The organism is Flavobacterium sp. N502536, assembly GCF_025947345.1.
Lineage (GTDB): Bacteria > Bacteroidota > Bacteroidia > Flavobacteriales > Flavobacteriaceae > Flavobacterium.
In genome coordinates this window covers 4,150,086-4,176,599 of the sequence record NZ_CP110011.1, presented here as the reverse complement: position 1 = coordinate 4,176,599, position 26,514 = coordinate 4,150,086, and the positions used below count along the sequence as shown (strand labels likewise).

General features: G+C 35.7%; 30 protein-coding genes. 19 read left to right on the top strand and 11 right to left on the bottom strand.

The window, feature by feature from the left end; genetic code table 11:
• From OLM61_RS17655 to OLM61_RS17645, 3 genes are all read right to left on the bottom strand, one after another.
• On the bottom strand, nucleotides 1-1,917 hold the full coding sequence (locus OLM61_RS17655; RefSeq protein WP_264523918.1) for a DUF294 nucleotidyltransferase-like domain-containing protein: 1,917 nt from the start codon (nucleotides 1,915-1,917) through the stop codon (nucleotides 1-3).
• A gap of 376 nt (nucleotides 1,918-2,293) precedes the next feature.
• Nucleotides 2,294-2,671: a hypothetical protein gene (locus tag OLM61_RS17650; protein WP_264523917.1), complete on the bottom strand. Its 378-nt coding sequence runs from the start codon at nucleotides 2,669-2,671 to the stop codon at nucleotides 2,294-2,296.
• 93 nt (nucleotides 2,672-2,764) lie between these two features.
• Nucleotides 2,765-3,184 carry a hypothetical protein gene (locus OLM61_RS17645; RefSeq protein ID WP_264523916.1) on the bottom strand — a complete coding sequence of 140 codons (420 nt, stop codon included), beginning with the start codon at nucleotides 3,182-3,184 and terminating at the stop codon, nucleotides 2,765-2,767.
• A 151-nt stretch (nucleotides 3,185-3,335) separates the two neighbouring features.
• Here OLM61_RS17645 and OLM61_RS17640 point away from each other — a divergent pair, with 151 nt between their 5' ends.
• The gene (locus tag OLM61_RS17640; protein WP_264523915.1) at nucleotides 3,336-4,565 is read left to right on the top strand and encodes a multidrug effflux MFS transporter; all 1,230 of its coding nucleotides are present in this window, start codon (nucleotides 3,336-3,338) and stop codon (nucleotides 4,563-4,565) included.
• Nucleotides 4,566-4,787: 222 nt separating this feature from the next.
• On the opposite strand, the gene OLM61_RS17635 is transcribed toward OLM61_RS17640, so the two are convergent.
• The 4 genes from OLM61_RS17635 to OLM61_RS17620 form a co-directional block, all read right to left on the bottom strand.
• Entirely contained in the window at nucleotides 4,788-6,056 is a 1,269-nt protein-coding gene (locus OLM61_RS17635; protein ID WP_264523914.1) for an NAD(P)/FAD-dependent oxidoreductase, read from the bottom strand.
• Between the two features lie 83 nt (nucleotides 6,057-6,139).
• Nucleotides 6,140-7,474: a DEAD/DEAH box helicase gene (locus OLM61_RS17630; protein ID WP_264523913.1), complete on the bottom strand. Its 1,335-nt coding sequence runs from the start codon at nucleotides 7,472-7,474 to the stop codon at nucleotides 6,140-6,142.
• 208 nt (nucleotides 7,475-7,682) lie between these two features.
• Nucleotides 7,683-9,224, bottom strand: a complete 1,542-nt coding sequence (locus tag OLM61_RS17625; RefSeq protein WP_264523912.1) for a DEAD/DEAH box helicase — start codon at nucleotides 9,222-9,224, stop codon at nucleotides 7,683-7,685.
• A gap of 111 nt (nucleotides 9,225-9,335) precedes the next feature.
• Nucleotides 9,336-9,866, bottom strand: a complete 531-nt coding sequence (locus tag OLM61_RS17620) for a DUF6155 family protein (protein ID WP_264523911.1) — start codon at nucleotides 9,864-9,866, stop codon at nucleotides 9,336-9,338.
• A gap of 103 nt (nucleotides 9,867-9,969) precedes the next feature.
• Here OLM61_RS17620 and OLM61_RS17615 point away from each other — a divergent pair, with 103 nt between their 5' ends.
• Entirely contained in the window at nucleotides 9,970-10,257 is a 288-nt protein-coding gene (locus OLM61_RS17615; protein WP_173967873.1) for a DUF3817 domain-containing protein, read from the top strand.
• The gene (locus OLM61_RS17610) at nucleotides 10,250-11,506 is read left to right on the top strand and encodes a mechanosensitive ion channel family protein (RefSeq protein WP_264523910.1); all 1,257 of its coding nucleotides are present in this window, start codon (nucleotides 10,250-10,252) and stop codon (nucleotides 11,504-11,506) included. The genes OLM61_RS17615 and OLM61_RS17610 overlap by 8 nt, the downstream gene beginning before the upstream one ends.
• 78 nt (nucleotides 11,507-11,584) lie before the next feature.
• Here OLM61_RS17610 and OLM61_RS17605 read toward each other — a convergent pair whose 3' ends face one another.
• Both OLM61_RS17605 and OLM61_RS17600 read right to left on the bottom strand, forming a co-directional pair.
• Nucleotides 11,585-12,013 carry a hypothetical protein gene (locus OLM61_RS17605; RefSeq protein ID WP_264523909.1) on the bottom strand — a complete coding sequence of 143 codons (429 nt, stop codon included), beginning with the start codon at nucleotides 12,011-12,013 and terminating at the stop codon, nucleotides 11,585-11,587.
• Nucleotides 12,014-12,048: 35 nt separating this feature from the next.
• Nucleotides 12,049-12,432, bottom strand: a complete 384-nt coding sequence (locus OLM61_RS17600; protein WP_263360764.1) for an acyl-CoA thioesterase — start codon at nucleotides 12,430-12,432, stop codon at nucleotides 12,049-12,051.
• Between the two features lie 59 nt (nucleotides 12,433-12,491).
• Between OLM61_RS17600 and OLM61_RS17595 the strand changes: the two genes are divergently transcribed.
• Nucleotides 12,492-12,899, top strand: coding sequence for a glyoxalase (locus tag OLM61_RS17595; protein ID WP_264523908.1), 408 nt, complete (start codon nucleotides 12,492-12,494; stop codon nucleotides 12,897-12,899).
• A 105-nt stretch (nucleotides 12,900-13,004) separates the two neighbouring features.
• On the top strand, nucleotides 13,005-13,511 hold the full coding sequence (locus tag OLM61_RS17590) for a hypothetical protein (protein ID WP_264523907.1): 507 nt from the start codon (nucleotides 13,005-13,007) through the stop codon (nucleotides 13,509-13,511).
• 211 nt (nucleotides 13,512-13,722) lie between these two features.
• On the opposite strand, the gene OLM61_RS17585 is transcribed toward OLM61_RS17590, so the two are convergent.
• The gene (locus OLM61_RS17585; RefSeq protein WP_264523906.1) at nucleotides 13,723-15,465 is read right to left on the bottom strand and encodes a DUF885 domain-containing protein; all 1,743 of its coding nucleotides are present in this window, start codon (nucleotides 15,463-15,465) and stop codon (nucleotides 13,723-13,725) included.
• A gap of 67 nt (nucleotides 15,466-15,532) precedes the next feature.
• Nucleotides 15,533-17,509, bottom strand: coding sequence for a dehydrogenase E1 component subunit alpha/beta (locus OLM61_RS17580; protein ID WP_264523905.1), 1,977 nt, complete (start codon nucleotides 17,507-17,509; stop codon nucleotides 15,533-15,535).
• Nucleotides 17,510-17,680: 171 nt separating this feature from the next.
• On the opposite strand from OLM61_RS17580, the gene OLM61_RS17575 reads away from it, so the two are divergent.
• From OLM61_RS17575 to OLM61_RS17510, 14 genes are all read left to right on the top strand, one after another.
• On the top strand, nucleotides 17,681-18,631 hold the full coding sequence (locus OLM61_RS17575) for an isopenicillin N synthase family dioxygenase (RefSeq protein WP_264523904.1): 951 nt from the start codon (nucleotides 17,681-17,683) through the stop codon (nucleotides 18,629-18,631).
• Between the two features lie 111 nt (nucleotides 18,632-18,742).
• On the top strand, nucleotides 18,743-19,075 hold the full coding sequence (locus tag OLM61_RS17570) for a translation initiation factor (protein ID WP_264523903.1): 333 nt from the start codon (nucleotides 18,743-18,745) through the stop codon (nucleotides 19,073-19,075).
• 106 nt (nucleotides 19,076-19,181) lie between these two features.
• On the top strand, nucleotides 19,182-20,051 hold the full coding sequence (locus OLM61_RS17565; RefSeq protein ID WP_264523902.1) for a nucleoside phosphorylase: 870 nt from the start codon (nucleotides 19,182-19,184) through the stop codon (nucleotides 20,049-20,051).
• A 31-nt stretch (nucleotides 20,052-20,082) separates the two neighbouring features.
• Nucleotides 20,083-20,523 carry a DinB family protein gene (locus OLM61_RS17560; protein ID WP_264523901.1) on the top strand — a complete coding sequence of 147 codons (441 nt, stop codon included), beginning with the start codon at nucleotides 20,083-20,085 and terminating at the stop codon, nucleotides 20,521-20,523.
• Nucleotides 20,524-20,526: 3 nt separating this feature from the next.
• Nucleotides 20,527-20,919, top strand: a complete 393-nt coding sequence (locus OLM61_RS17555; RefSeq protein WP_264523900.1) for a VOC family protein — start codon at nucleotides 20,527-20,529, stop codon at nucleotides 20,917-20,919.
• Between the two features lie 30 nt (nucleotides 20,920-20,949).
• On the top strand, nucleotides 20,950-21,423 hold the full coding sequence (locus OLM61_RS17550) for a DUF4265 domain-containing protein (protein WP_264523899.1): 474 nt from the start codon (nucleotides 20,950-20,952) through the stop codon (nucleotides 21,421-21,423).
• A gap of 50 nt (nucleotides 21,424-21,473) precedes the next feature.
• Nucleotides 21,474-22,325 carry a substrate-binding domain-containing protein gene (locus OLM61_RS17545; protein WP_264523898.1) on the top strand — a complete coding sequence of 284 codons (852 nt, stop codon included), beginning with the start codon at nucleotides 21,474-21,476 and terminating at the stop codon, nucleotides 22,323-22,325.
• A gap of 18 nt (nucleotides 22,326-22,343) precedes the next feature.
• Entirely contained in the window at nucleotides 22,344-23,276 is a 933-nt protein-coding gene (locus OLM61_RS17540) for a transglutaminase (protein ID WP_264523897.1), read from the top strand.
• A gap of 187 nt (nucleotides 23,277-23,463) precedes the next feature.
• Complete coding sequence (locus OLM61_RS17535; protein ID WP_264523896.1) at nucleotides 23,464-23,832, top strand: hypothetical protein; 369 nt, start codon at nucleotides 23,464-23,466, stop codon at nucleotides 23,830-23,832.
• 134 nt (nucleotides 23,833-23,966) lie between these two features.
• Nucleotides 23,967-24,338 (top strand): hypothetical protein, encoded by a 372-nt coding sequence (locus OLM61_RS17530; protein ID WP_264523895.1) that lies wholly within the window; start codon nucleotides 23,967-23,969, stop codon nucleotides 24,336-24,338.
• 157 nt (nucleotides 24,339-24,495) lie between these two features.
• Nucleotides 24,496-24,819 carry an ArsR/SmtB family transcription factor gene (locus tag OLM61_RS17525; protein ID WP_264523894.1) on the top strand — a complete coding sequence of 108 codons (324 nt, stop codon included), beginning with the start codon at nucleotides 24,496-24,498 and terminating at the stop codon, nucleotides 24,817-24,819.
• Between the two features lie 8 nt (nucleotides 24,820-24,827).
• Nucleotides 24,828-25,313 carry an SRPBCC family protein gene (locus tag OLM61_RS17520; RefSeq protein WP_264523893.1) on the top strand — a complete coding sequence of 162 codons (486 nt, stop codon included), beginning with the start codon at nucleotides 24,828-24,830 and terminating at the stop codon, nucleotides 25,311-25,313.
• A 192-nt stretch (nucleotides 25,314-25,505) separates the two neighbouring features.
• Entirely contained in the window at nucleotides 25,506-25,889 is a 384-nt protein-coding gene (locus OLM61_RS17515) for a DoxX family protein (RefSeq protein WP_264523892.1), read from the top strand.
• A 69-nt stretch (nucleotides 25,890-25,958) separates the two neighbouring features.
• Nucleotides 25,959-26,507 carry a DUF4256 domain-containing protein gene (locus OLM61_RS17510; RefSeq protein ID WP_264523891.1) on the top strand — a complete coding sequence of 183 codons (549 nt, stop codon included), beginning with the start codon at nucleotides 25,959-25,961 and terminating at the stop codon, nucleotides 26,505-26,507.
• Nucleotides 26,508-26,514 lie beyond the last annotated feature (7 nt).

The following is a 26,514-nucleotide window of genomic DNA, read 5'->3' as shown; positions in this document are numbered from 1 at the left end:
TTATGAGAATTGTGTAAGTTGAAATTTACTCTTAATTAATTCCTCAAGGTCTTTCATTGGGGTTAAGGCATTTTTTAACTTTTCTTTGTCTGTCTTAGACAATTCCCTTAAATTAATATATTGTCCGGAATCATCATTCTTCAAACCTTCAACAGTTCTAAACTTTGACAAGGTCAGAAAGGCCTCGGCACAGCTTAAATAAATTTCGGCATTTTTAGAATCTGTAATAGCCAATTGTTTGAATCTCAAATAAGTATTTTTAATCCCCTTTATATTAGCATTCAAAATCAGCAAACGAGCTGAATCAATCAAAGGCATTAATGCGCGGGTCTTAATATCAAATTTTGTTTTATGTGGTCCTTCTTCTTCAACAATAAACTTTTTGAAAAAACTTAAAGGAGAATTACGTTTTAAAGCGTCGTTTCCTAAAAAGTCAAAAAACAAAGTATTGTTCACCGCATTTTTAAAGATCACATTTTCGATGACTTCTTCAATTTTTGGTTCTCCAAAAACAATTTCATAATCAAAGAAAATACTGCTCAGATCGTTACTGTTTTCACCTGGAGTATTCATCCAGCTGTTGTACTGTTTTGTCCAGTCGGTCAATGACTTACACCAAAGCATATTACTTCCCATATGTCCGTTTGGACAAAGTTCGTAACCTACTTTTTCAAGGATCGAAGTGGTTCTTTTGGCCAATCTCAAAAAGTAATCTTTAACCTCTCTGTATTTATCCGGTGCCACATCTTCAAAAATCAGAATGCTGTCCTGATCGGTGAGCAAAAGCTGTTCTTTACGCCCTTGACTACCAATACTTAACCATGCAAAACGAGCAGGAGGGGAGCCTAAATCTAAAATAGAAAGCTCTACCGCACGCTTAATAATGGCCAGGTTAATTTCGCTCGCAATATTACTGACATGTGAAATTGGAATATTCTTCTGAATCGAATTCTGAATCAAATCAGACAAACGATCTCGTATTTGTTTTAGATCTTTTGGCAACTGCGAACGTTTCACTTCTTTAATTAAAACACCAGGGTTACTGGCCTGTGCCACAATTAAATCGTGCTCAGAAATAATTCCTTTTACCGCAGATTTACTGGTACCGTCTTTGGTAACACATAAATGGGTAACATTATGTTTTAACATCAGCAATTGTGCTTCAGCCAACGATACATTTTCAATAACAGTAACTACCGGCGAAGACATAATCTTATCAATCGTTTCGGTAATAGGATAGCGGCCTGTAGCAATTTTTGAAGATAAATCGGCATTGGTTACTATACCAATCGGATTATTCTTTTCACAAATCACGATATTGTCGACCATTGATTCGGTCATCAAAATAGCGACATCCTTAATAATATGGTTCGATTCAGTTGTTAAAGGCGAATTGTTGTACGCTAAAGACTGAATGTACTGCATTTCTGATTGCTGATCAACATAAAACGCAGTATCAGAAATCAATTTTCCATTAGAATGTACATTGTCTTTCGCATGTCTTGAATTTACTGCGAAATTTTCGAGTAAAAAGTTCAAAACGTCTGAATTATTCGCTACAAATGGTCTGAAAACCGCGATTGGAATAGCATAAATAATACTTTCTTCACGCGCTTTAGCCGTCATCATATAGTTATTTTTGGCAAAAAACGGGCGTAGACCAAAAATATCACCTTCATGACATTTGTTTATAATCGTTTCTTCAGCATCAGCAATTGTAGTCAGATTTACAATACCCGAAGCCACAACATAAAAGCTGTCGTGAAGCAGGTCATTGTTTTGAAACAATACTGCATGTTTTTCTAAATTGATAACACGAATGTTCGTTGCAATATCAGATAATTCCTGGAAAGTTAAATTATCAAATGGCGGGTATTCTTTTAAAAAATCTGCAATATGCTCAGCAATTGTATTCATATGTTTGATAATTTTTTTAAAGTATCGAATGTAAAAATAATAAAATAATGTGGTACAATGAAAGCATCTTACACAGAATCTAATTATTTTAAAGAAATGTTAAATATTGTCATTTTAAAGCCTTTAAAATGATTTATTACGATTCAAAAACACAATTTTGGTTTGTTTTTGACAGACGATTTAAACCGAGATAGGTTTGATACAATACAAACCGTTCATTTTTAAGTATTTGAGAGCATCTATAAAAAAATATTTTATAAAGAATCTACAGAGAGCCGAGAAGTTTCCTGAATTCTCTATTTTACATAATATAAATTATAGTTCAAAATATACTATACTAAAATAGGGCAAATTTGCGTCTTTTGCCTTGATTTCTCTAGTATAACTTCGTTAGAACTGTTTCTTTGGGAACTAAATCATCACCGCCTCTTTTGGCAAATTGTAAAAGATCTTCCTTTACAAATAAAACTGCACTTGCAGAACCGTCTTTGCCTTTGATGCTAATTTGAGCTTTTTCACCAAGTGCATACACATTACCGTCAACCTCCATAACACCGCTAACAAATTTTTCATTGCTGCTTGTAATTTCGGCCGTTCCGAAAATTTTGTTATTGGATTGCGCCAGGTTTAATTTCAGTACATATTCCTTGCTGCAACTTTTACAATTTTCAGTGCTCCAGGTTCCGGTAAATTTATTGGCCTGTGCATACGATTGAAAGCTTACGAGAATCAATAATAAGAGAATTTTTTTCATGCGTTTTAAAATATGTGAAATTTATGAATCAAATATAAACGAAAAAAAGCACCACAAAATATGTGGTGCTTCATATTTCCCGTATTTGAAAAATTATTTTAATTTTTTCAAATAAACCGATTTTCCGTTCAATGCGACACTGATCTCATTGTTCTTTTCTGTAAAAGTTGTTCTCAGCGCATTTCCTTTAAAAATGGTAACGTCACCGTAAACTTTTCCGGTTGCGTCAGAAACATACTCAAACAGGAGTTTTTTATTATCCGGTTCAAGTCCAATTTTGTAACTCGTGAATTTAGAATTTGTTAAATCAAATTCCTGATGCGTGTCAATGATATTACCGTCGGCATAAAAATTAGTAACCGTTTTACTTAAAGTAATATCCGGATAATACTGATTGACTTTTTCCAGCAAGGCATATTGTGCCGGAGTTGCATCTTCTTTTTTAGAAGTAATCGTTTGTGCAAATGAAATTGTGGTAAAAATAAGTGTAAATAGTACAATGTAATTTCTCATAATTTTAAATTTTTAAGATTAATATTAAAATGATTTTTGGCAATCCATTCATGCGTAATACACCCAAACTTTTATTAAAAAAGGTTTAAATTACACTACAAGATATGAAATCTTTACCTTTGCAAAAAATGAAAAGCAATTTTTTAAGAAAATGACAACAAAAAAATACATTAAGCTCATCCTTATCTTAGGTTCTTTAACAGCACTTGGCCCTTTTTCAATTGATATGTATCTGCCTGGTTTCTCAGGTATAGCAAAGGATTTACACACTTCAGTCGCCAAAGTTTCGATGAGTTTATCGAGTTATTTTATTGGAATTTCAGCCGGACAATTACTTTACGGACCGCTATTGGATCGTTTTGGTCGAAAAAAACCTTTATTTATTGGGTTAATGGTCTATATTTTGGCTTCTTTGGGCTGTATTTATGTAACTACAATTGATTCGTTTATCCTTTTAAGATTTGTTCAGGCCGTTGGAAGTTGCGCTGCAACAGTAGCTTCTGTTGCTATGGTAAGAGATTTATTTCCTGTAAAAGATATTCCGAAAGTATTCTCCTTATTAATGCTTGTGGTTGGACTTTCTCCTATGCTGGCGCCTACAATTGGAGGTTATGTTACAGAAGATTACGGCTGGCATACTGTATTTTTTATTTTAATGTGTATGGGAATTGCAATTCTCATAGCATCACAGCTTGGTTTGCCTAATACTTATAAACCAGACACTTCAATATCTTTGAAGCCAAAACCTATTATTACCAATTTCTTAAAAGTACTTAGAGAGCCTCAGTTTTATACGTATGCTTTTACAGGGGCAATTGCTTTTTCAGGGCTGTTTTCGTACGTTGCGGCCTCTCCTATAATTTTTATGGATATTTACCATGTTGACGCTAAAACCTACGGTTGGATTTTTGCTTTTATGTCGGTTAGTTTTATTGGTTCAAGTCAGTTAAATTCAGCTTTATTGAAAAAATACTCCAGCGAACAAATGATTTTTGGTGCGTTGATTTCGCAGTCCGTTATTAGTATTGTTTTCCTGATTTTGGCTTTAAACAACCTTTTAGGATTGTATGAAACTATTGGAATGTTGTTTTTATTCCTGGCTTGTCTTGGAATCTCAAATCCAAATACCGCAGGTCTTACTCTGGCGCCTTTTGCTAAGAATACAGGAAGTGCCTCAGCATTAATGGGCGCTATTCAGCTTGGAATTGGGGCTTTAGCTTCATTTGCGGTTGGAATTTTTGTAAAAGATTCTGTTGCGCCAATGGTGGCGATCATGACAACAACTACGATTACCGCTTTTATTGTTTTAAATATTGGAAAACGTTTTATTAAGCAAAAAGTAGAATTGACTAAGGAAGATGATGTTATGATTGGTCATTAACAAAGATACTCCGCTTTGTCATTTCGACTGAAAGGAGAAATCACACTAGTAGCTCGACAAAGATTGGAGATTCACTTTGCGGAATTTTTGTGTGATTTCTCCTTTCAGTCGAAATGACAAGATTGTATAAAAAAAAGCCAGAATTTAATAATTCTGGCTTTTTTATGTTCAATTAAATACTCCCAGTTCATTGGAATTTGGAATTTAAAAATTGAATTTTATCTATTCTCTTTGTTGTCTTTTATCTGGTCTGATAATCATTCTCAAAGACTGATCTCTTGCAAAATAAGCCACCATCCAGTTCCAGAATGTATTTAATCTGTTTCTATAAGTAATCAGGGATATCAGGTGGATAAACAGCCAGATAATCCACGCAAAAAATCCTTTAAAATGCCATTTCGGACTAGGTAAATCTACAACTGCCTTATTTTTTCCAATAATAGCCATTGAACCTTTGTCATTGTACAGGAATGCCTTTAAAGGTTTGTTCTGTATCATTGCTTTAAAGTTTTTGGCTAAATTCAATCCTTGTTGAATGGCAACCTGCGCTACCTGCGGATGTCCGTCAGGGAAATTTTTATCACCGGCTGTGATGGCCGTGTCACCGATAGCGTAAATATTTACGAGTCCATTTACTTTATTGTATTGATCTGTTGCCATGCGTTTTCCGCGGCCATAACTTTCTGTTGGGATTCCTTCAAAAGTTTTGGCAGAAACTCCGGCTGCCCAAATCAGATTTTTGGTTTTAATTGTTTCTCCATTTGCAAAATGAACAGTATCATCAACATAGTCAACAACGCGTGTTTGAAGTTTTACCACAACACCAAGTTTGGTAAGTGCATCCAGAGTATCTTCCTGAGAAGCTTTGCTCATAGGCGAGAGGAGTGCGTCTCCCCCATCGACCAAATAAACATTACTCGCAGAGGTTTCCAGTTCCGGATACTCTTTTAAAAGAATGCTTTTTCGCATTTCGGCAAACATCCCGGATACCTCCACTCCTGTTGGCCCTCCTCCTGCTACCACAATGGTTAGCAGTTTGCGTCGTTTACGGATATCTTTGGTAATTGCTGCTTTTTCAAGGTTTTTAAGCAGTGCATTACGCATTTCGATGGCATCGTTTAATGTTTTCATCGGAATGGCGTTTTTCATAACGTTTTCCATTCCAAAATAACTCGTTTCTGCACCGGTTGCAAAAACCAAATGATCGTATGTTAATTCTCCGTTATTCAGGATAATTTTATTCTCAGCCGGAACTACTGAAAGCAATTCCCCCAGACGAAATTGCAGGTTTTTTTTGCCTGCAAAGAATTTTCTGAAAGGATAACTGATACTCGAAGGTTCTAAAAATGCGGTTGCAACCTGATATATAAGTGGTGGAAAAAAGTTATAATTGTTCTTGTCTACAAGGGTTACCTGTATTTGAGGATGGTGTACAAGCTCTTTTGCAAGATTGATTCCTGCAAAACCACCTCCTATGATGACTATCTTCATATATGCTGTTTATTAAGTAAGATTATACTAAAATTACCTTATAAATATACAACATAAATTAGCAAAGTTAATTGCCGCAAATATTACTTTTTGAATTTTTTAACAGGTTTTTCGGCCACTTCAACTTTGTTCTGTAAAACATAATTGGCTAACAATTTCTCAATCAGTTCGTCTTTAGTCAGATGATGAAAAACTGTTTTTACCTTAGTTTTTAATTCTGTTGAAATATCATGATTCGGTTTTGTTTTGAAAATTTGTTTGGCCCATAAAAGCGTATTGTTTTCTTCAAGACTTGCTACCGAAGGTTTTTGAAATTTAGTAAATTTAATCCCCAGTTCTTGTTCAAATTCAGGAATTTCTACTACTTCTTCTTCCTGCAAAACGGTTAATGATAGCCCTTTTGCTCCTGCTCTCGCGGTTCTTCCGCTACGGTGAACATAGTTTTCGTAGGTGTCAGGAAGATGATAGTTGACTACATAAGAAATTTCTTTTACGTCGATTCCTCTTGCAGCTAAATCGGTAGCGACCAGTATGTTGATGTGCCCCTCACGAAACTGCTCCATAATCCTGTCACGAATTCCCTGTGACAAACTACCGTGAAGCGCTCCAGAAGAAAAACGATTGATGGCCAGATTCTTGGCCAGTTTATTGACTGCTGCTTTGGTTTTACAGAAAATAATACCGCGTTCGCCTTCTCTTGAATTTAAAAAATGCATCAAAACATCCAGTTTTTCAATGGGATCTACTACAATATATTCGTGATCAATCCCTTGGTTCCCAACAGTTTCCATGCTTGCGCTAACCTGAACAACATTTTTATTTAAGTAATTCTGAATCAACTGCTTGATTGTTCCCGGTAAAGTAGCGGAGAACAATAAAGTACGGTGTTTTTTAGGAAGTTCAGCAACAATTTCGTCCAAACTCTCTTTAAGGATAGAGACCATTTCATCGGCTTCATCCAGTACTAAATAGGCTGTTTGTTTTAAATCAATGGCTTTGCGCTGAATCAAATCGATCAAACGTCCCGGTGTTGCTACTACAATATGGGTAGGCTGAGTCAAGCGTTCGATTTGTGGTTTTATTGGAATTCCTCCACAAGTGGAAGCGATAGAAACGTTTGGAAGGTGTTTTCCGAAACCTTCTAAATTTCTGAATATTTGTTGTCCAAGCTCTCTTGTTGGAACCAAAATGACGGCCTGAACTACAGGAGATTCTGTATCGATTAATTGCAGCAATGGCAATCCGAAGGCAGCTGTTTTACCGGTTCCGGTTTTGGCTAAACCAACTACATCGTGAGTTTCAGCTAAAAGTAACGGAATTGTTTTTTGTTGGATTTCCGTAGGTTCAACAATATTCAATTCGCTTAACGCTTTTAAAATTGGTGCTGAAATTCCTAATGATGAGAATTGTTTAGACATACTTTTTATTTTGTTTATTTTGTTTTTATTTGTTTCAAGTTTCAGGTTGCTTTGAGAACTTAAAAATGAGTTTCTAGTAAGTTGCAAAGGAGAAATCGCATCCAATATTCGACAAACTTTGTGTAATACCAGTGCGATTTCTCCTTCGTCGAAATGACATATTGTAACATTTATTTCGCTCAGCGCGACAAGCTGAAACAAAATATCTCTATTCGTCCGGCTCGTTCATGATTTTTTCACGATACTTCTTGCCTATTAATAAGGTCAGGTTCTTTTTATAGTCTTCAACCAGCCATTCGCGGTAGTTTTTACTACATTGGCTCAAACATTTTGCATAACGCTTGATACGGCAATCTATATCGTCATCCAATTCTCTGCCTAATGATTTTGCTTCTTGTAAAGTTTCGGTATTGTCAACACACATTGAAGCATGCTGCTCTAATGATTTATCCAATACAACCTTAGAACGTAAATTTTGTTTGATGATTAATTTATGCTCTTCATCTACATCAAAAGTAACATCGGCCGTTTTGCTAAATTTAGCACGCAACTCCGGTGGCATACTGTATTTGAAGTACATTTCAATCTCGGTATCATCACGTAAATTCTCCAAATAAAATTCAGGTGATTTAAAGATGTGCTGCCAGTTTACCGGCTCACTCCACAAACCAAAACGTGCGGCATTGTTACCCAAATCAATTACTGTAAATTCATCTTTTCCAGGTAATTTACGAGAACCACGCCCAATCATCTGGTAGTATAAAGTTAATGATTTTGTTGCTCTGTTTAGAATAATTGTTTCAACTGTTGGTTCATCAAAACCGGTTGTTAAGATTCCCACAGAAGTCAAAATCGCATCAGGTGTCTTTTTGAACCACTGTAAGATGTCTTTACGTTCTTCAGAACTACTGGTGTTATCAAGGTGTCTGATGTCATACCCCGCTTCTCTAAACGTTTCATATACGTATAACGAAGTGTGGATACCATTATTGAAAATCAGAGTCTTTTTACCTAATGAACGCTCGGTATAGGCATGCAGTAATTTTTCCTGCATAATGGTATTCGTATATAAATCATCTGATGATTTTACGGTATAATCTCCATTGATACCTACTTTAAGAGAGGTTAATCCAACATCATAACTATAAGTAGTGGCACGTGCCAGGAATCCTTTGTCAATCAATGAACTGATGGTGTCTCCCACAATAAGTTCATTGTAACTCTGGTGCATTGGTAATTTTATGTTTGAACTCAAAGGTGTTGCTGTTACTCCAAGAATAAAAGCGTTTTTGAATGAGTTTAATAGTTTTCGGAATGAGTTGTAATGCGCCTCATCAATAATAACCAAACCAATATTGTCTAAATGTAACTTTTCGTCATTGATACGGTTTTTTAAGGTCTCTACCATCGCTACGAAACATGAAAAATCGTTTTGATCCGGTAATTCCTTTACTTTACTATTAATGATTTTGTTAGAAACACCAAACCCTTTCAGCATTTTAGAGGTTTGCTTACAAAGTTCGATACGGTGTGTTAGAACAACCACTTTTTTATCATTATTAGCTAAATAACGACGAACGATTTCGGAAAAAATCACTGTTTTTCCACCACCAGTAGGCAATTGATATAATAAATGATGTTTCTGAGGAGCATTGTCTAAACGTTCAAAAATGGCATCGATGTCGCCTTTCTGATATGCATAAAGTTCTTTTTTCTCTTCTCTTTCTATTTCTAAAGTGTTTTGAGACATTGTTATTTTTTGGATTTTTGCAAAAATACACCGAAAAAACAGTTTTTCACTTTATTTTAACCTAAAATAAATGTTTTTTTTAAATAAGATTTTTTATGAGAACTGCTTTTATTAATCGATTTTCTCTAAAATTGCCTCAAAATCATACTTGTTTTTCCATTTTTGTTGAAGAGTTTCTTGTTGAATGGCTATAATTCTTTCTTTAAAATCAGCTAAAATTCCATTGGAAATAGAAAAATTTACGGCCTGCTCAAATGAATTCAGGATGCTTTTGTAAAACAATTCCTGCTTAACCGGATTTTGTGATGAATACGTTTGCGCGATCTCTATGTTGTAATGCATAATGTCGGCGACAACAAACGGATCAACTCCCAATAAAATAAAATGTTTGATGTATTTCTGTGCCACTGAGCGACGCAGTTTTGCTTTGGGACGTCTTTTGGCTCCTGCTTTTTTAATTGGAAAGTATTCGTGCGAAATCTTCACCTTACATTCCTGCAGCAGCTTATCTTCTTTTGGATTGAAAACAAAATCGTAATACACTTTAACCGGACTAAACTTTTCATACAATTCGACAATCTGCTCTTCGAGCTGCTCTTTGTTTAATTCGGCAAGATATTTTTTTAAATCGCGTTTACTCATTATCAAAGTTTAAGATTACAAAAGTAAATTACTTTCCTGATTCATACTTCAAATACCAACGATAATACTTAATTTTGCTGGTATTAAACTCAAAAAATAGAATATGCTCAAGATTTTCAAAGTTACTGCAATTTTAGAGGGAATCTCTTACCTAGTATTATTTACCAATATGCTTTTCATCAAAACCAATAATCCCGAACTTTATCACACCCTGTTACGTCCGCTGGGAATGACTCATGGTGTTTTATTTATTGGTTATGTATTACTGGCGTTTTTACTTAAAAAACCTCAAAATTGGGATTTAAAAACCTTTGCCATTATACAGATCGCGTCACTTATTCCGTTTGGAACTTTTTATGTAGAGAAAAAATACCTGGAGAATAATGCCTAGACTTTTGGATAAAATATTTAATTTTTTATACCCTATTTTTAGAGATTGGGGCATGAGTCGTAACATAGCGTCTTATGTCAGCTTGATCTTTAATATCGCCATCATGGTGATACTGGCCTACGCCATTTATTATCTGGCAAAGTTTGTTTTGGTTACGCTGACTGCCGTTTTTGCGCAGCGTACCAAAACAAAATTTGACGATTATCTGATTCACAATAAAACGACCAAATACACGGCATACTTAATTCCGTTTTTCTTTATTTACAAAGCCGTTCCAATTATTCTCGACAAATACGAGTACTGGGAGTCGGTTTTTGGAAAAATAGTTGGGGTTTATATCGTTTTGCTCGGATTGTGGATTACCAGGACTATTTTTAATGCCTTACGCGATTATTTAAAACAAAAACCGGAATACAGCGACAAACCAATCGACAGCTTCGTTCAGGTTATTATGATTGTGCTCTGGATTTTTGGGGTTGCGATTATTATCTCCAAGTTGTTTGGAATCAAGCAAGGCGAACTGCTGACTATTTTAGGAACGCTTTCGGCTATTATTATCTTAATTTTCAGGGATACAATCCTCGGATTTGTATCGAGCGTTCAGGTGGCCATCAACGACATGGTTCGTATTGGTGACTGGATTACCATGGATAAATTTGGCGCAGACGGGGATGTAATCGAGATTAACCTGACGACTGTTAAGGTTCGAAATTTTGATAACACGATTACCACAATACCTACTTATGCTCTAAGCTCTGATTCTTTCCAGAACTGGCGCGGTATGCAGAAGTCTGATGGACGACGCATCAAAAGACACGTTTTGATTAAAAGCAGCAGTATTCGTTTTCTGAATGATGAAGATTTGAATCAGATGAAAAAAGTACAATTGATTGCTTCCTATATCGAAACCAGACAGTCCGAAATCGATAAATACAACGATCTGCGTGGTGTTGACAAAACTTTGGCACTCAATGGCCGTAATATGACCAATTTAGGATTGTTCCGTAAGTATATCATGCAGTATTTAATAACACACCCAGGCCTAAACAAGGACATGCACATGATGTGCCGTCAGTTGCAGTCGACCGCAAATGGAGTTCCTTTAGAGATTTATGCTTTCTCGAGCGATAAACGCTGGGCCAACTACGAATATATTATGGCCGATATTTTTGACCATGTGATGGCTTCAGTAGAATATTTTGATCTTGAAATATTTGAATTGCCTTCGAAGATTGGGCGATTTGAGTAGTTTTCAGTCTCAGTATTCAGTCGCAGTCTCAGTATTCAGTCGCAGTTTAAAACTGGAAACTGCGACTGCGACTGAAAACTATTCTTTAATTTTTTCAAAAACAAATTGCGAATTGTCATACTCAATGGGTACTTCGGGTAAAAAAAGCGGAAGATTGAAATAGGTACCAATTACTCCTTTTCCTAAAAACAGTTTGTTGTCTTTCTTAAGTAAAGCCAAAGGAACCCTTTTCCAGCTGCCTCCATTAGAGATAAAATGAAAATCACCTCTAAAAGTATCTCCTTTAATATCTCCCCTTACATCGCCGGAATCTTTACCTATTTTATGATAAAACACTTCATAACGACCGAAAAACCTTTTGTCGTTGATATGAATGTCGAGAACAGCGGTATCTCCTTTGTGAACCGCACGATAAACAGCATGGTTATAACTGTCTTTATTTTCTTTTGAATTACAGGACAACAGCAGAACAAACAATAAAGAAACAAGTATATTTTTTTTAGTCATTTTTGAAGTTTTAAACCGGTACATAATATAAAGAATTATAAACGGTCTTTTACGAATTCAATTTGAGTTTTTCCGTGGGCTTTAGGTTTTCCGTCTTCATCGAGATTCACCATTGTAGTTTTGTCTATGGTAATGATGATTTCGCGGGTCATCATATTGCGTACCGCACATTTTAAAATGAGTGAAGTGTTTCCGAATTTTACAACATCAATTCCAATCTCGACGATATCGCCTTGTCGGGCAGAACTTTTAAAATCAATTTCCGACATGTACTTGGTCACGACTCTGGTGTTCTCCAATTGAATGATCGTGTACAGCGCCAGCTCTTCATCGATCCAGGCGAGTAGCTTTCCGCCAAATAATGTTCCGTTTGGATTTAAATCTTCGGGTTTTACCCATTTTCTGGTGTGGAATCGCATAATATTAGTTTGAATAAAAAATTTTGTATCGGATTTTTTTCTAAATTTAAAGAAAAAACATGGAAGCGAGAGACACTTTTTTAAAAGAATTCAGAGGCGAAACTTTAGGAACAATCAGTGCTCAATCTTCAGCAGATGAGTTGTTTCAAAATCAGACTATTAGACCTATTTTAAAACTTCAAAACGATTTATTTATCGCAGTTTTTATCAACTATGTCAATAAAAACAAAGCTGATTTTTACTCCTACACAGTCGAGAAAAAACTCCAAACCATCGAAAACTCCATTCAAAAAGACATCAAATTTCGAAATTCTCTAAAGGGAATTGTAATCGCTCTTTTTACCATTGAAGAATACGATACTTATATTAAAAACTCCTCGAGTTTAAACAAACGAATGATGAATTTATTGATCGATCGCTTGAAAAGTCAGGTGCAATTGTTTGAATTGGAGTCGAATTCGAATTAATTACTACCAATAAAAAATACAAACCCGACAGGTTTTAAAAACCTGTCGGGTTTAAATATTTTGTCAACAAGAACTGCTGACCCTAATGATTAAATATATTTTTCAATGTCAATAAAAACCTTTTGGATCATCTTAATTAAGATTTTAGGCCTAATTTTAATTCTTCAAGCTGTAAGTATAATCCCGGAATGGATTTCTTCAATTTATTTTATATATGAAAATGAAGATAATAAAGACTTACTTATTCTCATTTTTTGTATTTTGCTTGTTCTTTTTATTTTTTACTTAATCTCTCGATTTTTTCTTTTTAAAGCTAATTGGATAATTGACAAACTAAAACTTGATAAAGGTTTTGAAAACAATACAATAGAGCTGAATTCAAGTCAGAATAAAATAATTTCAATAGCTATTATTGTGATAGGTGGCTATATGCTTATTCAGAACGTACCCATATTATTACAGCAGTTTTTCATGTTCTTTCAAGATAAAACTTTATTTAAAGATTACCCAAAATCTGGTTGGATTATCTTCTATTTTTGCAAGGCTGTAATTGGTTATTTATTAATGACAAACAGTTTTAGAATTGCAAAATTCATTGAAAAAGAGTCATAACTTAAAACAAACCCGACAGGTTTTAAAAACCTGTCGGGTTTAAATAAATATAAATTACTGTTTAAAATAAAAAAGACTAACGGTTGCAATAACCTGTTAGTCTTTTTACTTTGCATCCGTTAGGACGCAGTTCTCAAAAAAAATGTTTTACACACAGATAAAACAAAACCTTATAAACGATGATTCTATACATTCAGAATCATCGTTATTTTTATTCTTCAGATAACATTAATTCCTTAATGTATTTTACCGGAGCACTTCCGAAGCTTAAGAATTTCTCATGAAACTTCTTCAAATTGAATTTGTCTCCTTCTTTCTTTTTAAGTTCTTCTCTTAAATTGTAGATTTCAGTATATCCCGTAAAATAAGAACACAACTGTACTTGCGATAAAGTAACACGTTTCCATTTTCCATCTGCCTCAGCCTGTTGCTGGAATGCTTCTTTGATCAATAAATCCAAAGCCGCTTCTTTAGACATGTTTTTAGTATGAACACTAATATCTAAAATGGTATTACAAGTCGCTCTTAAATTCCATTTGTAGTACATCAACCACATTTCATCCGAATTTTTATAACCGCTTTCCAACATCATTTTCTCCGCATAAACTGCCCAGCCTTCTACCATAGCGCCATTTCCTAAAATAGACTTAATGATACTTGGCGATTGATTACTGTATACCAATTGGGTGTAATGCCCCGGAACAGCTTCATGAATGTTTAAAATCTGTAAAATATAATCGTTGTATTCACGTAAGTAGCTTTCTGCGTTCTCAGCTGTCCAGCCTGTCATACTTCCAACATTATAATACGTATTGGCATTTTTATCATAAGGACCCGGTGCTGAAATAGAAGCTCCTGCAACTCCCGCCATATATGCAGGTTCTTTACGAACTACCAACGGTTTTGAAGGGTCAATATACAATAAATCTTTTGCTTTTACGTAAGCCGTTAATTCCGGAATTTGTTTTTCAATTTCCGACTGGAATTTTTCCGGTGTAGTGTGCTGTAAAGAGATTTTATCAATTACCTGTTTGATCAAATCCAGTTTATTGGCAGGTTTTGGCTCGTTTCCTTTGTATTTTTTCCAAAGTTTGTCTGCCAGAACAAACATTTTTTCGTGCAAATCTTTTTTGTGATCTACTGCAATTTTAAAAATTTCATCCGCTGTATAACCCGATTGAATATCAAAATTGAATTTTTTAGCGTACAATTCCGCCCCAAGTCTAAAAGAACGAGGTGTTTTATTGGATAGTTTTTTCAACCAGTCCACATAATCAGTAATTGCTTTTTTAGCAACGATACCTTTATCCAGCATTTCTTTTTTCTCGGCAGCACTTAGTTTACTTTTCTCCAAAGCTGCAGCCAAATCAACGTCAAAAACAGTAGAACCGCCAAGATTTTGCGCTATAGCAAGTTCTGTATGCTCTACAGTTGGATTTTTAATGTTCTTTTTTGCCGCTTCATAATAAGCCGGAACATTATTCATTTTTGCATTAAAAGCACGCAAACGAATTTCCGGAGTATCGTATTTGCCATTCAAAATTTCTGCAAATGATCCGCAGACATTATAATCAGAAGGATTCCACTGAGAAGACTTTAGTTCTATTACACTAAAAATAGTAGCCTCCAGTTGATTTTTAATCATTTGAAAATCGGTCTTATTGTTATCAGACAAATCTTCAGGATTAAATTGTTTTAAGGAATCCAATTGTGCATTAGCAAAATCAAGTTGTCTTTTTTCCTCAGCAGCATCGGGAACAACCAAAACGCTGTCCAGTTTATGGTAACCAACACCAGAAGCCCAGCCTGGGTTAACCTTCCACAAATCGGTAACAAAACGATCCTTGTAGGTATCGAATTTTACATCTAACGCTTTATCTCCGTTAGACTTGCCATTTTTATTACAGGAAAAAAGTAAGGTAATTGCAAAAATTGAAGCAAACAGTTTTTTCATAAGTTATTTTTTTATGGTTTAAAGATAAAAAAAATGTTCTTTTTGCAAAACAATTTGCTATTTGTAATTAATATTTCAATAATTCTAATAAAACATCTTCAAAACGATTTTTTGATAAAAACTGATCCTCCAGTGCTTTTGTAAACGGAATTGGCGAATCTAAACTGGCTACTCTTTTTACTGGACCATCCAGATATTCAAAACATTCCTCCATAATCAGAGCCGAAATATCGCTGGCAATGCCGCCAAACATAGTGTCTTCCTGATAAATAATCACTTTCCCTGTCTTTTTAACCGAATTAAAAATAGTTTCAGTATCCAATGGCTGTAAGGTTCGCAAATCAATTAAATCGGCTTTTATTTCAGGATTTTTCCCTAAGGTTTCCAATGCCCAGTGAACCGCGGCACCAAAAGCAATGATGGTAACTGATTCTCCTTCTTTTAATAGAGCTGCTTTTCCTAACGGAATGGTATAATAACCTGCCGGGACATCCTGATATACGCTTCGGTACAATTGTTTGTGCTCGAAAAACAATACCGGATTGGGATCGTTTATAGAAGTATTCAATAAGCCTTTTGCATCATACGGAAAGGCCGGATAAACAACTTTTAAACCTGGTGTTTTGGTAAACCAAGCTTCATTGGTCTGCGAATGAAAAGGTCCTGCCTGAGTTCCGCCTCCGCAAGGCATTCGCACGACAACATCAGCCTTTTCACCCCAGCGGTAATGCGATTTTGCCAGTAAGTTAACAATAGGATTGAAACCTGTAGAAACAAAATCGGCAAACTGCATTTCGACAATCGCTTTGAAACCGTTGATCGACAATCCCATCGCGGCCGAAACTACTGCGCTCTCACAAATTGGAGTGTTCCGCACACGCTCTTTTCCAAACGCCTTTACAAAACCATCTGTAATTTTAAACGCCCCACCATATTCGGCTATATCCTGTCCCATTAAAACAAGATTCTCATGTCGTTCCATAGATTGCTTCAAACTGCTGCTTATGGCATCAATAAATCGAATATTCTCTACTTCTGAATCCGGTTTAACTTCTTCATAAGTATAGGGTTTGTAAACGTCGTTTAATTCACCACTATAACTGGGAACAATTTCCGGCTCTGCATTTGCAATTGCCCAATTCTCATCAATTTCCTGTTTAATAGCACTATGTAGTTCTTCATCCAATTCGGGAGTAAGTACTCCTGTTTCGATCAGATATTTTTTGTAATTCACAACAGGGTCTTTTGCCGCCCACTCGTCCATTAACTCCTGCGGAACATATTTTGTACCACTCGCCTCTTCATGACCACGCATTCTGAACGTTTTAAACTCCAACAGCACAGGATGCGGATCTTTCTGCATCTCCTCTTTCAGTTGCGCCAGCTTATTATAGATTTCCAGTATGTTATTTCCATCAATAATATAACTTTCAATACCATACCCAATGCCTTTATCGGCCAGGTTCTCACAATAATACTGCTCGTTTGTTGGTGTCGACAATCCGTAACCATTATTTTCAATCACAAACATTACGGGTAATTTCCAAACGGCAGCGATATTCAATGCCTCATGAAAATCACCTTCACTGGTAGCGCCTTCACCTGTAAAAACAGCTGTTATTTTATTGTCCTTTTGAAGTTTATGTGCCAGAGCAATTCCGTCTGCTATCCCTAATTGAGGGCCTAAATGCGAAATCATTCCAATAATATTGTATTCCTGAGTACCAAAATGAAAACTACGATCTCTTCCTTTTGTAAAACCATTTGCTTTTCCCTGCCATTGCGAGAACAAACGGTGTAACGGAATGTTTCTGCTGGTAAACACCCCTAGATTCCGATGCATGGGCAACACATACTCGGAGTCATCTAAAACAGAGGTCACCCCTACTGCAATTGCCTCCTGCCCGATTCCGGAGAACCATTTAGAAACTTTCCCCTGACGAATTAAGATGAGCATCTTTTCTTCGATGAGTCGGGGCTTGAGAATTTTTTTATATAAGTCTAATAATTGAGCGTCAGTTAGGTTTTGTCTGTAAAAGATCATTAGCGCGTTGTTTTAAGTATTTCAAATATAGAAAAATATAACAATTTTATTTCTTTTTGTTAGAAAAATTTAATTTTAGTATAACTTTTAAAATTCAATTCTAAAATATTCTCTACCTTTGTTATTGAAAGGTCTTACAACGCCTTTTATCTTTAAATAAAAATGTAAAGTATGCAAAACATTCCTAGTGTAGACTTACGTGATTTCCTTTCGGACGACCCGAAACGTAAACAAAAATTTGTAAATGAAATCGGCAGTGCATTTGAAAACATTGGCTTCGTAGCCCTAAAAGGTCACTTCTTAGACGACCAGTTAGTAGACGAGCTTTATAGCGAAATTAGAAAATTTTTCGCTTTGCCAATAGAAACTAAGCATAATTATGAAATTCCCGGTATTGGCGGACAAAGAGGTTATGTATCTTTTGGAAAAGAACATGCTAAAGGACGCAAAGAGGGAGATTTAAAAGAATTCTGGCACTTTGGCCAGTATGTGGACGCCTCTTCTAAGTATGCGGCAGAGTACCCTGAAAATGTAAATGTTGCCGAATTACCTCGTTTTAATGTTGTAGGTAAAGAAGCGTATCAGATGCTTGAAAAAACAGGTGTTTATGTATTAAGAGCCCTGGCTTTACATTTAGGTTTAGATGAGTTTTATTTTGACCAGTATGCGCAAGAAGGAAACTCTATTTTAAGACCAATTCACTACCCTCCTATTACTACTGAGCCGGAAAATGCGATTCGCGCAGCTGCTCACGGAGACATCAACCTTATCACATTATTGATGGGTGCTCAGGGTAAAGGTCTACAGGTACAAAATCATGATGGCGAGTGGATTGATGCTATCGCAGAAGACGATCAGTTGGTGATTAATGTTGGAGATATGTTGTCTAGACATACCAACAACAAATTAAAATCGACGATTCATCAGGTAGTTAATCCGCCAAGAGAATTATGGGGAACTTCACGTTATTCTATCCCGTTTTTTATGCACCCGGTAAGCGATATGAAGCTGGATTGTTTGGAAAACTGTATTGATGACGAGAATCCTAAGAAATTCGAAGATATTACAGCGGGAGATTATTTATACGAACGCTTGGTAGATTTAGGTTTAATCAAAAAATAAACATAAATTAAATTCCAATCTTTAAATTCCAAATTCCAAACTCATCATTGGGATTTGGAATTTAATTTTTACATCCTATATTTATTGGAATTTATTTGAAGCATAAAACCCATGGACTTACAAGATCAATTAAAAAATTTGTTTCCGGATCATGTCGAATCCAACGAACCTGAAGAAATTCAGGAGCAGGATCATGTTCTTTTCATTCAAAAAGAGCCTATGATCTGCAAATTCGAAAAACGAAAAGGAAAAGCCACCACCGTAATCGAAGGCTACGAAGGATCTGATGAAGATTTTAAAGTTTTGGCCAAAGAAATCAAAACCAAACTTAGCGTTGGCGGCACTTTTAAAGACGCGGCTATAATCATTCAGGGCGATTATCGCGACAAAATAATGGAAATCCTTAAAGCTAAAGGATTCAAAACGAAAAGAGTCGGCGGATGATGATTTCTGATTGCAGATTGTAGATTTTAGATTACCGAATTTAAAAAAAATCTCAGAACCTTAGCCCCTCAGAACCTTAAAAAAAAACTAAGAAACATTAAAAAACATGATACATAATTCAGAATTAATACTTAATCCAGACGGGAGTGTTTACCATTTAAACCTTCGTCCTGAACATATAGCACACGATATTATTTTCGTAGGAGACCAAAACAGAGTAGAAAAAATCACTCAGTTTTTTGATTCTATTGAATATTCAACACAAAAAAGAGAATTTAAAACCCAAACCGGGATTTACAAAGGAAAAAGAATCTCTGTAATGTCAACCGGAATTGGTCCTGACAACATTGATATTGTGATAAACGAGCTTGATGCTTTGGTGAATATCGATTTGGAAACACGCCAACCAAAAGAAAACTTAACTTCTTTGAATATTATCCGAATTGGAACTTCAGGTTCATTACAGGCTGATATTCCGGTAGACAGTTTTGTTATGTCTAAATTTGGACTGGGATTAGATAATATGCTTCGCTCTTATTTAATTGACGAAGTTTCGAATGCTGCCATCGAGGATGCTTTTATCACGCATACCAACTGGGACATTAAAAAAGGAAAACCGTATGCAATTGCCTGCTCTGAAAAGCTGGAAAAAATTATCGAATCGGATCAAATGTTTAAAGGAATCACTGCTACAGCCGGAGGGTTCTACGGACCACAAGGACGTGTTTTACGCTTGAACATCCAGGATGAGGAATTAAACAGTAAAATGGATAATTTTAATTTTGACGAGCAAAGAATTACCAATTTAGAGATGGAAACTGCTGCTATCTATGGGCTTTCAGCACTTTTAGGACATAATGCCTTGTCTTTAAATGCTATTATCGCCAATCGTGCTTCAGGAACTTTCAGCGAAGATCCTTATAAAGCGGTAGATGCGCTTATTGCTTATACTTTAGATAAACTAGCAACAAACTAATTCAATAACTTAGTCCACTATTGGGTACTTCATGGAAAACGCTATTATAAAATTTGAACTATTACTGAATGAAAATGCTACTTATTTCCCTTCTTTGGCAAGTGAAATTTTAGAGGCGAAAATCCCGGGAAAATGGTCTAAGAAAGAAGTTATTGGACATTTGGTTGATTCAGGAATTCATAATCTGGTTCGGTTTACAGAAATTAATTATTTGGAAAAACCTTACCATCACAGACCTTATAACCAAATGGATTTGGTAAATTTAAATCAGTATCAGACCATGGACATTTATGATCTGACACAGCTTTGGCTTTCTATCAACCGACAAATCGTAAGAATCATGAAATCGGTTGATGAAAAGGCTTTAGAGTATGCAATCATTTTAAGTGATGGGTCTGAGATTGATTTAAAATTTTTAATGACCGATTATGTAGAACATTTAGAACATCATATTCATCAAATAAGATCCTAGCTTATGTTTTTAAGAGTTGCCCGACATACCGATAATATTGAAAAAATGGTTGATTTTTATGTCAATATCCTTGGCTTTGAAGTTTTGGGCAGCTTTCAGAATCATAAGAATTACGATGGTGTTTTTCTTGGAATGCTCGGATTGGACTGGCATTTTGAATTTACACAATCTAAAACAAAAGCAAATCATACGTTTGACGAGGATGATGTTATTGTGCTTTATCCAAAAACAATCATAGATTACAACGAGCTGGTAGACAGAGTAGAACGCAACAACATCTCAATCTTAACTGCAACCAATCCTTTTTGGAATGAGAATGGAAAAATGTTCTTAGATCCTGATGGTTATCGCATTGTATTATCGCCCTTAAAAGCAGTAATCAGCGAAATTAACTAGCTTGATACAACACAATTACAAAATTAAACCATGGCAGAAACGCATAAAAAAATCCTGTTTAAATACTACAGCACTTATCTCGAAGAAATAGTTTCAGAAACCATGTGGGCTGAAATTATAGATTTAGAAAAAGGGTATTTCAAACTGGATAATATTCCCTTTTTTGGGCCTTTAATTGCAACGGATGACACTTTTCGGGCAGAATATGATGAAAATGAAAAGTGTTTTATTCACAAAGAAACCATAGAGCATTCAGGAAACTCGATCGTTCAGGTTCTGATTTTAGAAAAAGGATTTGACAAGGAAATTATACGTGAAAAATTAAAAGCGATAAACTGTCTGTCAGAAGGACTAAACGACACCTTTCTGGCTGTTGAAATCGCAAAAAACACCGATTATTCGCTTGTGAAAAATGTATTATCGGAGTATGAATCGAATGCTATAATTGAATTTGCCGAGCCTTGTCTCTCTGATAAACACAGAACAGATTTGTTAAAAAATTAATTCCCCGAATAAACTTAGAATACGCTTAACCAACTTAAACTTATATCAGAATGAAAACTGTAAAAATTGTAGGTGTTCCTGAACACTTCAATTTACCATGGCAACTTTGCATTGAAAGTGGTGAATTTGAAGCCGAAAACATAGATTTGCAATGGAAAGATATTCCGGAAGGCACCGGCAAAATGTGTCAGATGCTGCGAAATGATGAAGCTGACATTGCTGTTATTTTAACCGAAGGAATCATAAAAGACATTATCGCAGGAAACCCCAGCAAAATAGTTCAGATATACGTACAATCTCCTTTGATTTGGGGAATTCACGTCGCTGCAAAGTCAAACTTTGAAACGGTGAAGGACCTTAAAGGGAAAAAAGCAGCCATTTCGAGACTAGGTTCGGGGTCGCAGCTGATGGCGTATGTAAACGCACACGAACAAGGCTGGAAAACCAATGATTTAGAGTTTGAAATTATCAATACCATTGATGGTGCCGTTGAAGCTTTGACCAACGAAACTGCCGATTATTTTATGTGGGAACGTTTTATGACCAAACCACTGGTTGATAAGGGTATCTTCAGAAGAGTTGGTGACTGCCCTACTCCATGGCCTTCTTTTGTCATAACGGTTAGAGACGAATTTTTGAAAAAGAATCCGAAAATTGTCGAAAAAATACTGGAGATCATCAATAGAACAACTCAGGATTTTGCTGAGATTCCAAATATTGACAAAACCTTGTCGGAACTTTTCAATCAAAAACCCGAAGACATTCAGGAATGGTTAAAACTAACACAATGGTCTCAGAAGCAACTAACAGAGAAAGCTTTTGATAAAATTCAAAATCAGTTATTTGATCTCGGAATTATTGATAAAAAAAGTACTTTTGTTGAAACCGTAAAAGCGCTGTAAAAACTGCTTTTGATTCTTATGATAAATTTTCCTAAAATTGACTTTCCGCAATTAAAATCCAAATTACAGGTGAAATCACCTTGGGATAGGATTATTATTATGCTGTTGAGTCTTTTAATAACGATTCCGATCTTTATCATATTACATCAAAACCTGATCGATTTAGAATGGAAATTCAATCTGGATCGTGTTTTTATCTTTTTATTTGTTTTTGCTGCTGTTTTCTTTCTTTTAATGTTACTCAGAACGATCATCATCCTTTGTATCGCGGTGTATTTATTGGTTTTGTTCTACGGAAGTGTTATTGGAAATTATGGTTTTAGTGAAATCTCCGAAGATTACAATTCAATGGTTTATACCATGTCTGATAATCCGTTTCCGCAGGATATTATCGTGGCTAAGCTGTTGCCTTTTCCCAATAAGTCAAAAATCATCAATGCGATAGAGTATCAGAATCCAAAGGTTCGAAACTTTGCTATAATGGCTACTACCAAACATTTCAAAGGTTTAAAAGGATATTCCGACTACAGAACTATCATTCAGTGTTTTGCTGTGTTTAAGGAAATCAACAGTCGTTGGAACTATGTCAACGATCCTAAAGAAGGCGATTACATTGCAACAGCCAGTGAATCTTTAGAATATTTCTCGGGCGATTGCGACGATCATTCCATTTTGATGGCAGCAGCCATTCGGTCTATTGGCGGAACTCCGAGATTAATTCATACCAAAGGACACATTTACCCTGAAATCCTTATTGGTTCAGCCATCGACTTAGAAAAAGTCAACTACCTGATTAAAAACGTACTTTTTGTTAAAGAGAGTTACGGTAAAAAAATTCATTACCATATGGACGAGCGTGGTCAGGTTTGGATGAATCTGGATTATACTGCCAAATACCCTGGCGGCCCATTTATGTATGAAGAAATTCTGGGAGCTTTGACACTAAACTAGTTACCAAAAACTCGTCAAAATCATAAGCCATTCATACACTGACACTTTCCTACAATCGTACTGTTTAAAAGCTTTTAGCGTACAGTCGGGTGTTTGACATCTCATTTTTTATAAATATTTGATTTTTAGATTTTTAATTAAAATAAATTTTGTAATTTTCTGTAGTTTAACATCTAATCACAAAATCATGAAAAAATCTAAATTACTTATCTTCGGAATTGCATTACTGACAGTGCTAATGGTTTCTTGTCACAAAGGTCGAAATAGATTAGTGAACTCCTGGAAAATTACTGCTGTAGAGCCTAAAGAGCCGCTTTCAGATTCTCTGAAAAATGTAATTCTAACTCAGGGCACACTAACTTTTACGGAGGATGGGCACGTGACCGGATTTCTGACTCAAGAAATCAACGATGGTACTTATGCGCTGACAAAAGGTGGAAAAAATTTAGTAATTAAAGATGAAACCGGCACTCCTTATCCTTGCGAAAGTACTATTACAGAAGATCAACTGACTCTGGACAGTAAAGAAATGAAAATTACCCTCAAAAAAATATAATGTTTTATACTTTAAAACAATCAAACCACTCTTTTTTAACCGCAAAGAGTGGTTTTTATTTTGCTTAGCTTTTGTGAATTAGCATTTTAAGGCTAACTTTAATGCACCCAAATCATTAAACCTTAATTGAACCTATGTCTTTAAATTCGAAAAAAATATTTCTAATCGACGGTTTAGGAGCCTTATTCTCTACCCTTTTGTTGGGCGTCGTATTGGTTGAATTGGAAATCTACTTTGGGGTTCCCCAAAAAACACTCTATCTTCTTGCTGCCTTAGCCTGCCTGCTTATGGCTTCTTCGTTTGCGAGTTATTGGCTTGCAAAAGAAAACTGGCGCGGCTGTCTTAAAATTATTGCCTTTGCCAACCTGTTATATTGTGGTTTCACGGCAGGTCTGTTGCTATATCTTTATACCCATATCACCTCCTTAGCGGTATTTTATTTTCTGGCAGAAATTGCAATTATACTTTTTCTGGCCAGAACCGAACTAAAAATTGCAAGTCGTTAGCGCCATCGACACCATTTCTTCCTTACAGACTTTCCGTTCGGAAACCCTGAAATCACTGATAATCTTCTGATTGCAAAAAAAATAGTTAAAAAAAATATCTCTAAAAATTTTGTGCAGTCAAATAACTGCATTATATTCGCAGTCAAATAACTGCACAATGGAAATTCGAAGAGATGTATTTCAGGCAATTGCCGACCCTACCCGCAGGGCAATCTTAAGCTTAGTGGCGATTCAGTCAATGACACCGGGTGTTATTGCTGCAAATTTTGATTCTTCACGGCAAACGATATCAAAACACATTCAAATACTAACCGAATGTGAATTATTAGAGCAAACACAAAACGGAAGAGAAATCCATTACCTCACTAATGCTAAAAAAATGAAAGAAGTAGCAGATTTTATAGAACCTTTCCGCCAGATGTGGGACGATCGTTTTAACAAACTGGAAACCATCATGAAAAACTATAAACCAAAAGAATAACCTTATTTATGGAACGAAAAACAAAAATTAGTGCCGAGGACGGCCAACAGGACCTGGTGATTACAAGGGAATTTGATCTTCCGCTGAAATTATTGTTTATGGCTTATGTCGAACCCGAGATTGTCGAACAATGGATGGGAACTAAAGTACTGAAGCTTGAGAATAAAAAGTACGGCAGCTGGCAGTTTGAAACTTCAGATAACAAAGGAAATGTTGTTTTTAAAGCCAACGGAGTGATTCACGAATTTTTTCCCGAGCAGAAAATCACACGAACCTTTGAAATGGAGGGCTCCCCTTTTCCGCCGCAGCTTGAGTTTCTTGAATTTGAAGCCGTAACCGCTGAAACCAGCCTCTTAAGAATGCATATCATTTATAAATCTGCTGCACTCAGAGATCAGATGTTAAAACTGCCTTTTGCCCAAGGAATCAATATGGCGCACAACAGATTACAGGAAACTGCTAATAAACTAAAACCATTGGATGCAAGTAATTAATAAAAAACCATTTAACACATAGAAACATAGGTTTTGTGTATTTAAAGAACATAAAAAGATACAAGTTTCTAACACATAGCAATCTTTGTGTGCTTTGAATAAGTGAAACGCCTTTTTAAGAATATTAAATCTATGTTTCTATGTGTTTAAAATAATTACATCAATAGACTAAACTAACTTAAACTAAAAATCATGAAAAAAAGAGACAAAATTATTTATTGGGTTGCCACAGTATGGTTGGCATTAGGAATGGTATCAACAGGAGTTGTACAATTGTTACAAATAAAAGAAGAAGCCAGTATGATAGAACGTTTGGGTTATCCGCTGTATTTTTTAACACTACTTGGAGTTTGGAAAATATTGGGTACTATCGCTATTTTGATACCTAAATTTCCTTTACTAAAAGAATGGGCTTATGCCGGGTTCTTTTTTGCCATGAGCGGAGCTGTTTTTTCTCATTTTGCTGTTGGAGATCATCCAAAAGAATTATTCGGCCCGGTATTGCTTATCGTTCTTACGATTGTTTCCTGGTACTACAGACCTACAGAAAGAAAAACGGCTTTAGTGAGTGCGTAATTTTTTAAGACTTGGTAAGCACGAAACAAAAACATTTATTAAAATATTTATCCCCTAAAATATAAAGAAATGAAAAACAAACTCTCAGCAGAACAAAGCGAGGAATTATTGAAAGTATTAAGAATTCGTTTTGAGAACAACATGAACCGACACGAAGGCCTGGATTGGGACGACGTTCAGAAAAAACTGGAAGCAAATCCGGGGAAACTCTGGTCCCTCGATGAGATGGAAAGAACAGAAGGAGAACCGGATGTTGTGGGGTTTGATTCAAAAACAAACGAGTATATTTTCTTCGATTGTTCAGCCGAAAGCCCTAAAGGCCGCAGAAGTTTGTGTTTTGACCATGAAGCCTTAGAAAAAAGAAAAGAACACAAACCAGCCGGAAGCGCTATAAACATGGCCGAAGAGATGGGAATTGAACTTTTGAATGAAGCACAATACAAACAGCTTCAAAAACTCGGTAAGTTTGATGCTAAAACCTCAAGCTGGATCGCGACACCTGCTGAAATTCGCAAACTGGGAGGCGCGCTATTCTCTGATTTTCGTTACAATACCGTATTTGTGTATCACAATGGTGCAGAGTCTTATTATGCTGCAAGAGGTTTTAGAGGGCTTTGAACGTTTA